This is a genomic window from Prevotella pectinovora (genome assembly GCF_000834015.1).
Classification (GTDB): domain Bacteria; phylum Bacteroidota; class Bacteroidia; order Bacteroidales; family Bacteroidaceae; genus Prevotella; species Prevotella pectinovora.
Genome location: NZ_JXQI01000010.1, coordinates 18875 through 32946 on the forward strand (window position 1 = coordinate 18875; position 14072 = coordinate 32946).

Consider the following 14072-nt stretch of genomic DNA (forward strand, 5'->3'; position numbering starts at 1 on the left):
AGTAGACAAGGGAATCAGCCTTGCCGTCATTGTACGGATGCATGATGATGCTATGCGTCGAAATAATATCCGAAGCCGAGTCTCGTCACGATGCACTTGGAGAAACGTCCTATCTTCTTTCTCAGTCGTGTGATGTTCACGTCCACCGTGCGGTCGAGCACGAGCACATCCTTTGGCCACACCCTGTCGATGAGTTCCTGACGTGAGAACACCCTGCCACGCTCGTCGAGCAGCAGATGCAGGATTTCAAATTCCGTCTTGGTGAACGGTATGTCCTCGCCGTCGATAGCCACCGTCTTCTTGTCGAGATTGAGTTCCAGTCCCTGATACGAGATGATGTTGTTGTGTGGGGCATAGCCCGTATCGCTTGTCCTTCTCAACACGGCGCGCACTCTCACCAGCACCTCACGGATGGAGAAAGGCTTTGAGATGTAGTCGTCGGCACCGAGGTTGAATCCCGTCACCGTGTCGTTCTCCGTGTCTCTTGCCGTAAGGAAGATGATAGGTATGTTAGCCGTCATCGGTTCGTCTTTGAGTTTTTTTGCGAGTGCGAATCCCGACATCGCTCCCATCATCACGTCGAGCAGCAGCAGGTCGTATTTCTCCGCTCCAATCTCCAGCACCTCTTCGGCAGAGTTTGCAGTGTCCACCTCGTAGCCTTCCGTTTCAAGATTGAACTTCAGAATCTCGCAGAGGTCCTGCTCGTCGTCAACGACTAAAATATGGTTTTTCGTTTCCATCTTTTCCTGAGTTTTTATTGTTACGGTGCAAAAGTAGTTTCATACTAGTTCATAATTGTTACAGTGATGTTACAATATTGTTACACCACAAAAGCTTATCTTATGCAAAGATAAAGCAAATTGCTTGCAACACAAACAAACTTTAAGAATAAACCATTGCGTTATGCGAGAAAAGACGATTCCTCCCCCAATCGTTCGTTAGGGTTTGCTTGTATTCAGTGCGTCCCGTTTCCGACTGACATACAGTTCCGATGGACAATTCTGATGATCAGTTTGGGTTGAGCTATAAAAAAGTATAAAAACATTACGTGTTGGTCATAAACCGTCATTTTTACTGTAAATTTGCAGTTCGGAAATAAACACAAACTTATAATAGAAACGATGAAAAATCAGACAAAGGCTATTGACACGCCATTTGGACAGCGCGACGCATACGGGTCGCTGAGCATGCCGGTATACCACACCGCAGCATACGAGTTTGACACTGCCGCCGATATGGCGGACGCCTTCACAGGCAAAGTGATAGCACCAGACTATTCCAGAGTACTCAACCCAACGGTGATGTATCTCGAAGACAAGGTGAAGGCAATGACGGGAGCCGCCAATGTGATGGCGCTGTCGTCGGGAATGGCTGCCATTAGCAACACAATACTCGCCCTCTCGGCAGCAGGCAAGAATATCGTCACCTCACGACACATGTTCGGCAATACCTTCTCGCTCATCACCGAGTCGATGCCACGCTTCGGCGTTGAGGCACGTCCCTGCGATCTGCTCAACCTCGACGAGGTGCGCTCAAAGATGGATGCCAACACCTGCTGCATATTCCTGGAGATTATCACCAACCCACAGATGGAAGTGGCAGACCTGAAGGCTCTCTCGGCGATAGCCCATGAGTATGGCGTGCCATTGATTGCCGATACCACGGTGATACCGTTCACACAGTTCTCGGCAAAAGATCTCGGCGTAGACATCGAGGTGGTGTCGAGCACGAAATATCTCTCAGGCGGTGCCACCACCCTCGGCGGACTCATTATCGACTACGGCACGGCAGAGGGATTCGGCCACAAGATGAAGAACGAGATGCTCTTCAACTTCGGTGCCTACATGACTCCCCACGTGGCATACATGCAGTCGCTCGGACTGGAGACCCTCGATGCCCGCTACAGAGTGCAGAGCCAGAACACCATCTATCTTGCCAACAGACTGCGTGAGCTGCCACAGATAAAGAGCGTAAACTATGTTGGACTCGCCGACAATCCGTTCCACGATATCGCCGTGGCACAATATGGCAAGACAGCCGGAGCGATGATGACCATCGACCTGGAGAGCAAGGAAGCCGCTTTCAGCATGATAAACAATCTGAAGCTCGTCCGCCGTGCCACAAACCTCTTCGACAACCGCACGCTCGCCATCCATCCGGCAAGCACCATCTTCGGAAACTTCTCCGACGAGGAGCGCAGAAAGATGGACGTGCTCGACACTACGGTGCGTATTTCAGTGGGACTGGAAGATATGGACGACGTGTTCGAGGATATCAAGCAGGCTGTGGAGCGCTGATATATGCCCCTTGCTGCCGGTGATTGCCGGCAGAGGATAAAGACAACGACAAAAAATCAGCACACATAGAGTTTGATATGTACGATTTCAATAAGATAATAGACCGTTCGGGCAGTGGCGACCTTAAGCACGAGGTGCTTGAGGAGCGCTACGGCAGAGGTGACCTGTTGCCTCTGTGGGTTGCTGACATGGACTTCGAGACACCGCAGTTCATCACCGATGCCCTGCGCCGCCGCCTCGACCATTCACTCTTCGGCTACACCGTGGAGCCGAAGGAATACTGGCCCACCGTGCAGCGATGGATACGCGACCACCATCAGTGGGAGGTGCCGCTGGAGTGGTTCAGCTACATTCCGGGCATAGTGAAAGGCATCGGAATGGTGATAAACGTGTTTACGAATTCCGACGAGAAGGTGATAATCCAGCCGCCGGTATACCATCCCTTCCGCCTCACTCCAGAGGGAAACGGCAGAGAAGTGGTGTATAATCCGCTGAAGGAGAATGCCGACGGCACATATTCGATGGATTTCGACAACCTTGCAGAGGTAGCCGACGAGAAATGCCGTCTCCTTATACTCTCCAATCCTCACAACCCGGCAGGCATAGTGTGGGGCAGGGAGACGCTGGCACGCCTTGCCGACTTCTGTTACGACCGCGGCATCATAGTCATTTCCGACGAGATACACTGCGACATGGCTCTGTGGGGCAACAAGCACGTGCCCTTTGCCACGGCGTCAGAGAAGGCTGCCCAGTGTAGCATCACATTCGGAGCACCGTCGAAGACCTTCAACATTGCAGGCATCGTCAGCTCCTATTCGATAGTCCCCAACCCAGAGATAAGGAAGAAGTTCTATTCGTGGCTCGCCGCCAACGAACTTAACGAGGCACCCATGTTCTCGCCCATCGCCACCATCGCCGCCTTTGAGCAAGGAGAGCAGTGGCGCAGGGCGATGCTCGCTTATGTGGAAGACAACATCCGTTATGTGGAAGACTACTGCCGTGAACATCTGCCGATGATACGGCCATTGCGACCGGAGGCGTCATTTCTGGTGTGGCTCGACTGCCGCAAGCTCGGTCTCAATCACGACCGGCTCATCGACCTCTTTGTCAACAAGGCACGTCTCGCCCTCAACGACGGAGAGATGTTCGGCAAGGGTGGCGAAGGCTTCATGAGAATGAACGTGGCAACGCCGCGCGCCATCCTCACACAGGCACTCTCCCAACTGAAAGACGCCGTTTGCGGATGATATGAATTGATGCCCGATTGAGGTTGAAAGACGAAACAAAATCCAAGCAAGCCCTAATGACCGATTTGGGTTAAATCATAAAAAAAGAAGGATGTCGCTTTGGCATCCTTCTTTTTTATGATTCTGTTCAAAGCGGTAATGAGAATCTCAAGTCATCGAAGACCCGGTTTCTGATTGCCGCTTTGATATTCGGGGAAATTACTGTTATTCAGCGTCTCTCTCCTTCACCACGATGTTCTTGAACTCGTATGTAGGAGCCACTTCGTCAGTGCTCTTGTATACGAAGGCGATATGGATAGTGTTGCCTACATATTTTGCGAGCGAAGCAGGACCAACGGTTACGAAGCTCCAAGAGTCGCCGGCAGAGCGTGTAGCCGGGTCAAACTCCACGTCCTCCCATGTGGCAGCCTTCACGTCGGTGCCGTCGAAGTTGGTAGACACCTTCACCTGTATGAAGTCAGTCAGGTTGTTGGAACCCAGGAAGTTGAGTGCCTCTTCGAATGAGATTACAGGGTCTTTGCCCTTCTTCATGTTGAGTGCAGGCGAAACGAGCCAGCTCTCGGCAGCCTGGTTCACCTTGTTGGCGAATGCCGAAGCCTTCCATCCGTAAGCCGCGGTGTTAGACCATACGTAGCTCAGTGTGCCGATGTTGATGTTGTATGCCACGAAGCCACCCTCGTTGCCGAGCAGCGACTCGTTGAGATACATGCTTATCTGAGCCTCATAGCCATTCTCGGTGTTGGCGAAAGTGGTGGTCTCCTTCTTGTATACCTTAGACTCTGCCCATCCCTCAGTGGCAGAATATGTGTATTCCACTACAGCCATTGCCGTAGCCGACTTGCGGTATACCACAGCCACCTTCTGTCCGTCAGCGGCGAAAGGATAAGCCTGCTGCAGCAGCTGAGGCAGATAGTTGGCAGGTTTGCCGATTGTGGTAGAGCCTACAGCCTCATACATAGCAGGCTGAACAGCCATCACCTTGGCGTCAGAAGTGGTGTATGTCTTCCATGCAGTGCCGTCAAACTTGTATACCACCGACTTGTTTGCCTTCGAAGCGGCAGCGCGGCGCATTCCGTTCATCTTGGCACCCGAAGCAGCCTCTGCAACGCTTGTCACCATGGTGTTCACGTATTTGCCCTTTGAAGCAGAACCTACGGTGTATCCGTAAACCACCACGTTCTTGCCGTTGAGGTCGGCGCTTACCATTCCTTCCGGAACGTAAGCCAGACTTCCCTGCTTCTCAGTTCCGTCGATAGCCACGTTGTAGTAGTTGCCGTTGATTGTCAGTTTGCCGGTATATGTCACGTATGCCACGTAAGGGGCATTGGCATAAGCCTCAAAGTCGGCGCTGCCCATGGTCTTAGCCTTAGGCTGTGTGTATGTGCCGTTGCCAGCCTTCAATACAGAAACCTCTGTGCCGTCGGTAGGATACTGCTGCAGACCGCCATATTCTGTGGTCGTTCCGCTAACAGCCACCTCGTCGCCAACCTTCACGTCGCTGGTCTTGTATACGAGGATATAACCGGTTCCGTCGTAGAGCAGGAAGCCGCGGCTGTAAACTGCCGGCACCTTGCCCTTCACGGTGTAAGTACCCACGCCACCTGCGATGACGTCAGAAATCTTGGTGTATTGACTCTCTGTCTGAGAGCCTCCGCCGGCAGGTTCAAACTCAGAGTAAGAGTAGTTCACCACCATGATGTCGCCAGCCTTGGCATCGGCTTTTGCTGTCTTCAGTGCGGCAGCTATCTTGTTCTCTGTAGAAGGAGTGAGGTATGTAGCCGTTGACGCACCGTCCCAGATCGTGTTGTAGTCGTCGGCAGTCAGAGTGTATTCACCCTTCATGTTGTCGAAGTCGGCGAGATATTCCGATTTTCCGCAATACTCGTTGTATGTCACCTTGAACGTAGAGCCCAGGTCGGCAGCAGGATATTTGTTGTTGATGAATGCCGGCAGGAACTGGTCGGCGGTAATCATATTGTCGAAATACTTCTGTGTGCCGAGTTTATTCAACGCGTCGGTATACGCTGTAGTTCCGCTCTGCTCGTCGAGCTGTGCGGCGAGAGCCTTGTTGGCTGCGAGATTGGCGATGGCGGTGTAGTCGCCATCCTCGAGCACTATTGGCAAATCCTTCTTCACGTCGGTAATCTGGTCGCCGATATGAAACTGGTCTTCAAAGTCGTTACACGCGGTAAGCGACAGCAGGGCGACAGCCGACAGTAAATATATCTTTTTCATATTCTTCTAATGTTATATATATAATGTATACGGTTGATTAGAAATTGATCTTCAGTCTTGTGCTGAACGTGCGTCCGAAGGCATAGAATCCGTAGATGTTGTCCTTTGTTGCAGTGCCGGAACTTGGGTTCCACACCTTGCCCAGATACTGATAGTCGAAGAGGTTGTTCACGTTGCCCGAGATTGTGGCGTTCAGACCTGCAATCTTGAACTTGTAAGATGCGTTGAGGTCGAACTGGCTTGCTGTAGGCACTCTCCATGGGTCAGCCACGGTGTTTGTCTTGCCCAGTGAGAGGTTGCTGCCCGAGATAGAATAGTAGGCATAGTTGCGGGCGTAGAGAGTCCAGTCGGCACCGATACGAATCTCCTTGCCGATCTTGATTGTAGCGCCGAGAGCTGCCGTTGTCTGAGCGGCGCCGCCAACATGGATACCCTTCAGGTTGATACCCGTAGAGAGATGGTCTTCAGCTCCGATACCGCTTGCTATGCTTCCGTCCTTTGTGAGAGGCTGTCCGTTGTAGTCAAACACGTATCCCTTGGCATTGCTGTCCCATTTCCAGTCGCCGATAGAGAACATGGCGTTCACGTCGAGCCAGTAGAGCGGACTTGCCTTTGCCTCGATTTCGATACCCTTGTGCAGTGCGTTCACGCCGGTCATGTTCACGAAGGCGTCAACCTGTGCCGTGCCCACTGTAGAGCTCTTTGCCATTGTCTTGTCGAGCCACTTTGTCCAATAAGCGTTCACGTCAACCTGCAGCCACTTCAGACGGTAGCCGTAGCCAAGTTCGAACGATACTACTTTCTCGTTCTTGGCGTCAGGGTTAGTCACGTTGCTTGATGCGAATGAGAGGAACGCACCGTAGTTGAACTTAGGAGCGCGGCTGATGTAGCCCACGTTGAAGAATGCGTTGTGATGCTCGTTGAAGTTGTAGTTGGCACCACCCTTCACGGTGAAGCCGAGATAGTTCTTGGTCTCAGACTCAGCGTTTTTCTTGTCGTAGTAGAGACGGTCGTAACGCCAGTAAGAAGTGTTTGAGAGCGAACCAGAGAGGAATGAAGAGAGACCGTTCTTGGAGTATTCAGCCTGGAAGAAGGCACCTTCCTGAACCACGTGTCCGTCATAGTCGCGATATACAGCATCGCCCACGCCGAGCTTCTGGTATACCCAGCTCTGGTTTGCGGCATTGGCGTTGTTTTCAGGTTTCACCGACTTGCGGGTGCTGTCGATGAAATATTTGCCTCCATAGAGGTCAACGATGTCGTTGGTGTGTGTGCCCTTGTAGAAGCGGAAGTCTACACCACCGTAGAAGTCGATGTCCTTTGTCAGTTTGGTGTTGTATGTAGAAACGAGTCCATACCAGTTGTGGTAGTTCTTCGCCTTTGTCATCACCATGATAGAACCGTTCTCGTTGTTGGCGTTCAGTTCCTCTACAGCGCCATAGTCGAATGTGCCGTCAGCCTTGCGGAACTTGTTCTGCATCACTCCCTTGTATGCTCCATACCAGTCGGTGTAAGAGTATCCGTAGTCGGTATTCGCCTGTCCGCTGTATCCGTATCCACGGCCGATGCTCATATAGAGCACGGTGCTCAACGACGAATTGTCGTTGATCTGCCACTGGTGGTTGAGGCTCAGCTGAGGCTTGTGGTAAACGTTATATTCGGCAGAGCGCATCTTGCCGTTGCTGTCGAAACCGTAAGTAGGGTTATACTTGTGGTCTTTCACTCCCCACACCTGCTCTGTCATCTTCCAGTCGGCGAGAGTCAGCGCGTCTTTGCGCTGGAAGTGCTCCTGAGGAGCTCCGAAGGCGGTGAACGAGAGCTGGTGCTTGTCGTTCAGACGCTTGGAGATGTTCAGGAAGTATGTGTAGCCTGAGAATTCAGTGCCCTGCACGTATCCGTCGCCCCATGTCTTTGAACCGAGCAATGTCATCGACCATCCTGTCTTTGACAGACCAGTAGAAACGGTGAACATCACCTTGTTCATGTTGTCGTTGCCCATACCATAATATATCGATCCGCCCTTCTTTGCCTCGATAGACTTTGTGATGATGTTGATGGTACCACCTACAGAAGGTGCCGACACCTTTGAAGCACCGAGTCCGCGCTGTGTCTGCATAGAACGGGTCACGTCGGTCAGACCTGCCCAGTTAGACCAGTATACGTTCTGGTTCTCCATGTCGTTCATAGGCACACCGTTCACCATTACGGCGATGTTGGTGTTGTCGAATCCACGCATGTATATCTCAGAGTCGCCATAGCCACCACCCTCTTTGTTGGCATGCACGCCAGGGGTAGACTTGAGGATCTCGGGGAACTCCTGTGTTCCGATTTTCTCCTCGATGAACGAGAGCGGAACGGAAGACACAGCCACCGGAGTCTTTCTTGCCACAGCCACCTGTGATGTCACCACTACGTCGTCGAGCATGCGTCCATCTGGCTTCAGGCTGATGGTGGCGATGTCGCCCTTGCTGGCATTGGTCTTCATGGATTTAGACTTGTAGCCGATGTAGTCTACAGTGATTTCTGCAGTTCCCTTTACGCCTTTCACTGTGAAAGCACCGTCGATGTCGGTTGCCACCTTGACGCCGTTAACGGTTACCGTAGCACCGATGAGCGGTTCGTTGTTTTCCGCATCAACTACCTTACCTCTTAGCGTGGACTGAGCCACTGCCGTCACCGTGCCGACAATGGCCAGCACAGCCACGAGAAGGAGATGTTTTAGATGATTTTTCATACTTAAATTTGTAAAAGTTGATTAATACTGCACAAATATACAAATTAATGTTTAATAACCCTATAAATGTTAAACAAAAAGGCGCTTTGTAATGTAATTTTAATGGGAAACCGCCAAATAATGTTGGGAAAAGAAGAAAACGGGACGAATTAACGAACCTGTTTTAGCAGGCAGTGATGAAATAGTAATTGGTCCATTGACAACGGACTAATTTGACAAGGCAACACTGGAAGCATTTCTTACAGTGCAGTTTACTCCTCATTTTGAGATACTTGAATTATCGGAGCGAAGACACTTATAATGATTGAGACACGCAAATACTTTTCAATTTTTTTTGATAAAGAGTCGCAGCTATCCTTCTATCCGCCACTCCGTGATGGTGCGTTCCTCGCTGCTGTAGTTCACGCCCACCTTTACCAGCCGTTTGCCGTCGGCTGTATAGGGGATGAGATAGCCCTTCTCGTCAATCTGGCGGAGCGCGGCGTCGGCGGAGCCGTCAAACTTCAACTCCATGACGTAGACCACCGAGGGCAGCGTGATCACCACGTCGGCCCTGCCGTGCGCACTTTCCTCCTCCACCTTGATGAACGAGCCGATGAGCGAGAACACCAGATAGAAGATGGTCTGCACGTCGCGCTCCGTCTTGTTCGACAGGCGGTAGGACACGCCGGCGAGATAGGCGCGCATCAGCGTGAGCGCTTGCTCCATGTCGTCGGCGATGACCGCCTTGACAAACTTGATGACGAAACTGCTGTTGGTGCCCTCGGCCGGCGTGAGGTAGTTGGCGGCAAGCGAGCGCACCATCCCCGTGCGCACCTCCTCGTTGGGATAGCCCAGCGTGTAGAGGTCGATCATCGGTTCGTAGTGCTTGATGGTGAGGTAGCCGCTCTGGTAGAGCAACGGAAGGGCGGTGGTCATGTTCTCTGGCGACACGTCGAAGTCGCTCACTCCGGCGTCCTGGCCAGTGAGGTCGCGCAAGCCGACATTGTATTTCTGGAGCAATTTGATGATGTAGGTGGGCGTGCCCGAGTCGAACCAGTAGTCGCCGATGTCGCCTGAGGCAAGGGCTTTGATCAAGCTGAACGGATTGTACACATCCTCAGAGTTCTTGCTGAAATGATAGCCGTCGTATTTCCGCTTGAGCCGTTCGAATGTCTCGTCCACGCTGAGGTGCAGGTGCTCGGCAAGGCGCTCCACATCGGGCAGCATCTGAGTGTGGAGCTCCTCGCTGCTGATGCCGCAGATGGCGGAATACTTGTCGTACATGGAGATGTTGAACAGGTTGTTCAGCTCACTGAAGATGCTGAGCTGCGCAAACTTGGTGATGCCCGTGAGGAACACGAACTCAAGATACGGGTCGAGCGACTTGATGGGCGAATAGAAGTTCTGCATCGCGCGGCGCAGGGCGACAAGGTTCTGCTCCTCGTGCACCACGTCAAGCAGCGGCGCGTCGTACTCATCGATGATGAGCGCCACTTTCCGGCCTGTTAGCCTGTTTGCCGTCACCACCAGGTCTTTCAAGCGAATGTTGGGGTCTTGCTTTTCGCTCTTGTAGCCAAAAACGGCTTCCTGGTCGGTGAGCATGTCGGCAAGATAACGCTCGAGCATGTCCTTGTCCATGTGCTTGGCTGCACTCATGTCGAAGTGCAGCACGGGATGCTTCACCCAGTCCTTCTCATACTCTCCCATGGCGAGGCCTTCGAACAGGTCCTTGCGCCCCTCGTAATAAGCATGGATCATCGAGGCAAACAGCGACTTGCCGAACCGCCTCGGGCGGCTCAGGAAAACATACTTATAACCCTTGTCGATGAAATCCACAAGATACTGCGTCTTGTCGATATAAAGATAGTTACGTTCCCGAATCTCGCTGAACGTCTGTATGCCTATCGGATATTTTCTTGCCTGTGCCATGGTCATTTGTTTTGCTGTTATTCATCCATGTAGGATGCGATATGCTGCATTCTATTGCAAATATAGTGATTATTTGAATAAACGGCAAGTCTTTTACAAAAAACGCTCCATGGCAATACCATAAAGGGGCATTCTCAAGCATTGGATAATTTATTGTTATCCAATGACTCGATCAATTTGTATATGATGAACATCCTTTATGTATGAAAAAATCGACGAGTAAGCATAATGTCATTCCTCATCAACAGGAAAGAGTTTGTTCAGATGCCGCTTCTTTTCATTTCCTTTACGGGTGTTTCTTCTTATGGAAACTTTAGGCTCAGTTTTGGGCACGCTGCTTGCCCACTTGGGGCACGCTGCTTGCCCCACTTGAGAACGCTGCTTGCCCCGGTTGGGCACAATCGTTGCCTGTTTCATGAGGTTTTGTTATCCTTGCCAATGATTGTGGTTTGGAAATCTCCGGGTGGCGCAAAGCGGCATGATACTTCAATGATACTTTTATGATACTTTTCTGTAAAGCATTCAGAAAAGTGTCATAACGGTAACTTGTTGGCTTGTTTGACTTTGGATGCTGTGGGGAACCGGAAAATGATACTTTGACACTTTTCCGGAGAAAAACATTTTTCGTTAGTCCAGAATCTGGCATTATGGCTAGCCTGGATTCTGGGGTTAACCATGGTCATTCCCGAAATCCTTTTTCAGATCGCGGAACACGCTCCATGCCACAGGCACTGATAGGAGGAACGAACAGAGGTCGGACACCGCCTGACTCATCTCCACACCCTGCAGACCGAGAAACAATGGGAGGATGAATACCGCCGGGATGAAGAACATACCGCTGCGCGAGGCGGCCACGAGATTGGCACGCATCGGTTTGCGTGCCGTCTGCGACAGCATGTTGGTGAGGATGATGGTGGCGATGAGAGGGTAGGTGATGAGCTGCCAGCGGAAAGCCGCTGTGCCGACGGCTATTACGGCAGGGTCGTCGCGGAATACCGATATTATGGGTTCCGTGAATATGAAGCCTATTATGGTGATGGCGAGGAAGAACACCGTGCCTATCTTTATGCAGTAAACAAAGCCCTCGTATATCCTGTCGAGCAGCTTCGCTCCGCAGCAGAATCCGCAAAGCGGCTGGAATCCCTGTCCCAGTCCCACAATGCCGGCATACACAAAATTGGAAATCCTCGTCACTATCGACATTCCCGCTATGGCAGCGTCGCCGTAGGCCCCCGCAGCGATGTTCAGCATTATCGTGGCAACGCTCGCCAGTCCCTGTCGTGAGAGCGACGGAGTGCCGTTGATGACTATTTCCTTGGCGAAGGCGCCCGAAAGGCGGCAGTTCCTTAGTTCAATGGCTATATTGCCCCGATGGCGAGTCATGTTGAACAGTATGAAGAAACTCATCGTCTGGCTCACGAGCGTAGCCACGGCAGCCCCCGTTATTCCCAGACAGAAATAGAATATCAGTATCGGTGCGAGCACCACGTTGAGCACCACACCGCTGAGTATGCCATACATGGCATATTTGGCGTTGCCTTGAAAGCGCATCTGGTTGTTCAGCGTGAAGGCACCCGTCATGAACGGCGCTCCCACGAGGATTATGCCCAGGTATCGTTCCGTGTATGGCAGAATGGTCTCCGTGGAACCGAGGAATATGCAGATGTCGGAAAGAAACGCCAGTCCCACCACTGCAACCGCCAGACCGAAAGTCACGCTGCCCACAAGTCCTGTGGCAGCCATGTATTTAGCCTCGTCGGTGCGCTTTGCGCCGAGCATCCGTGATATGTAGTTGCCCGAACCGTGTCCGAAGAAGAATCCGATTGCCTGTATGATGGTCATTATAGAGAATGAAATGCCCACGGCGGCAGTGCTCTGCGTGTTTATCTGTCCCACGTAGTATGTGTCGACCATTCCGTATATGCTTGTCACCAGCATTGATATTATGGTGGGTACCGCCATGCTTACAATCACCCTGTGTACGGGAGCGTGAGTGAGAAAAGTGTAGTTGTCTCTTTGCTTCTTCATCTTTGTTATTGTCGTACCGCTTCAGTACTTGCGTTTCCTATGCTCTGGTTGTCGTTTTTTTATCCTGTATGTCAAGCCCCGAGACTGTCTGATTGCCGTTTCGGGATGAAAAGACGGATGCCGCTTCGGGGAGTCCGTAAAAGTCAGATGTCCGTCCCACCGTCATTTGCAGAGAGCCTGACAGACCTTGTCCTGGAAGTTCCTGCCAGAAGAAGAATGTCTGATTCCCATGTTTATGATAGAGAAGCAGATGCGGTGACCGTTGGCCGTGGTGAGATATCCGGCGAGCGAACTGACACCTGTCACCGTGCCCGTCTTTGCCTTCACGTTCTCATGTGCTGCCCCTTTACGCATGCGTTTCGAGAGAGTGCCGTCCACTCCGGCTATAGGCAGGCAAGGCAGCATGTTGTCGTAGATTTCAGGATGGCGGTAGGCATATCTCAGGAAGTCCACTTCCAGTTCCGGCGACACGTAGTTGTATAGCGACAGTCCGCTGCCGTCGGCGATATAATATGCCGAAGGCCTCCTGCCCACCTTGGATATTATGGCGTTCACCGCCTGTCTGCCATGTCTTGCAGATGCGGTGTTGCGTCCTGCCACTTCGGCAGCCAGCTGATAGAATATCGCTTCAGAATAGAGGTTGTCGCTGCGCTTCAGCTGGCGGCGCATCACTTCGAGCAATGGGGTGCGCTTTATATATAAGGTGTGAGCGCCGGAGGGCATCGAACCGTTGCTGCACGTTCCTGTCACGGTGATACCATTCTGTCTGAGCTTCCTCTGCAGTCTCTCGCCGAACTCCTCCTTCCTGCCGGCGAGCAGTGGAGAGAGCACAGGATTGTCGTCGTCCCAGCACCAACCCTCGCCAAGACGGTCCTTGTCTTTCATCGTGAGGTCGAGATATATGTTGCCGTCGATGGTGTCGATGCCGAGCGCCTTCACGCTGTCGGCAAACTCGGCGATGTCGTCGCTCCCTATCGTGGGGTCGAAGCCACCTTTCACATACAGGTTTCCGCGGAGCGTCAGACTGTCTGTCCTGCCTGTATATGCCATGCGCGTCTTCAGTTCGTAGCCTGCACCCAGACGGTCGATAGCCGTCACCGCCACCATCATCTTCAGAGTGCTGGCAGGGCGCATCAGCTGAGAGGCGTTGCGTTCGTAGATAGTGGAGTCGGCGGTGAGGTCGTAGATTTTCATTCCCACCATCGAGGTGTTGAATATCGTGGTGTTGTCGAAAATCTTCTCAATCCTGTGTCTCACATTCTCCGGCCACGGCAGGTTCTCGTCGTCGTAACTGATGTCGTCGCCGTCGTCAGACGCCTCGTCGGTGGAGTCGTTCTGCTGGATGCCAATCGTCATGGTGTCCACGTCGACGGTGTCTACGATTACGGTGTCGTCGTCATTGAATATTTCGTTGAGGCAGGTCTCTTGGGCAAATGCGCAATGAGTGACCTCGTCGGTGGCATACATCGGAAGCAGCAACAGCGCCGCAAGACTTATTATGCCACTTGCAAACAGTTTTCTCTTTTTCATTTATTGATATGTTCAGATGGGTTTGATGTTGGTGTGCCAATGGAAAAGCAACAGGAAAAAGTCGCTGCTATGGTACTCCAAATTCCATAA

Annotated in this window: 9 protein-coding genes; 2 read left to right on the forward strand and 7 right to left on the reverse strand. The window is 52.0% G+C overall.

Annotation, left to right across the window (positions count from 1 at the left end; genetic code table 11):
• Positions 1-50 precede the first annotated feature (50 nt).
• Positions 51-740 (reverse strand): response regulator transcription factor, encoded by a 690-nt coding sequence (locus ST42_RS00795; protein ID WP_044071891.1) that lies wholly within the window; start codon positions 738-740, stop codon positions 51-53.
• Positions 741-1121: 381 nt separating this feature from the next.
• Between ST42_RS00795 and ST42_RS00800 the strand changes: the two genes are divergently transcribed.
• Positions 1122-2297 (forward strand): trans-sulfuration enzyme family protein, encoded by a 1176-nt coding sequence (locus ST42_RS00800; RefSeq protein ID WP_042519180.1) that lies wholly within the window; start codon positions 1122-1124, stop codon positions 2295-2297.
• 77 nt (positions 2298-2374) lie between these two features.
• A complete protein-coding gene (locus ST42_RS00805) occupies positions 2375-3544 on the forward strand; it encodes a MalY/PatB family protein (protein ID WP_044071937.1) in 1170 nt (389 codons plus the stop codon).
• Positions 3545-3748: 204 nt separating this feature from the next.
• Here the strand turns inward: ST42_RS00805 and ST42_RS00810 are convergent, their stop codons facing one another.
• The 6 genes from ST42_RS00810 to dacB all read right to left on the reverse strand — a co-directional run bounded on the left by ST42_RS00810 (position 3749) and on the right by dacB (position 13982).
• Positions 3749-5779 (reverse strand): choice-of-anchor J domain-containing protein, encoded by a 2031-nt coding sequence (locus tag ST42_RS00810; protein ID WP_044071892.1) that lies wholly within the window; start codon positions 5777-5779, stop codon positions 3749-3751.
• Positions 5780-5816: 37 nt separating this feature from the next.
• Positions 5817-8513: a TonB-dependent receptor gene (locus ST42_RS00815; RefSeq protein WP_042519183.1), complete on the reverse strand. Its 2697-nt coding sequence runs from the start codon at positions 8511-8513 to the stop codon at positions 5817-5819.
• A gap of 351 nt (positions 8514-8864) precedes the next feature.
• A complete protein-coding gene (locus ST42_RS00820; protein ID WP_082028539.1) occupies positions 8865-10424 on the reverse strand; it encodes an ATP-binding protein in 1560 nt (519 codons plus the stop codon).
• 231 nt (positions 10425-10655) lie between these two features.
• On the reverse strand, positions 10656-10841 hold the full coding sequence (locus ST42_RS00825; protein WP_022316261.1) for a hypothetical protein: 186 nt from the start codon (positions 10839-10841) through the stop codon (positions 10656-10658).
• A 252-nt stretch (positions 10842-11093) separates the two neighbouring features.
• Positions 11094-12452: an MATE family efflux transporter gene (locus tag ST42_RS00830; RefSeq protein WP_044071894.1), complete on the reverse strand. Its 1359-nt coding sequence runs from the start codon at positions 12450-12452 to the stop codon at positions 11094-11096.
• A 162-nt stretch (positions 12453-12614) separates the two neighbouring features.
• Entirely contained in the window at positions 12615-13982 is a 1368-nt protein-coding gene (dacB, locus tag ST42_RS00835) for a D-alanyl-D-alanine carboxypeptidase/D-alanyl-D-alanine endopeptidase (RefSeq protein ID WP_044071895.1), read from the reverse strand.
• Positions 13983-14072: the final 90 nt, after the last annotated feature.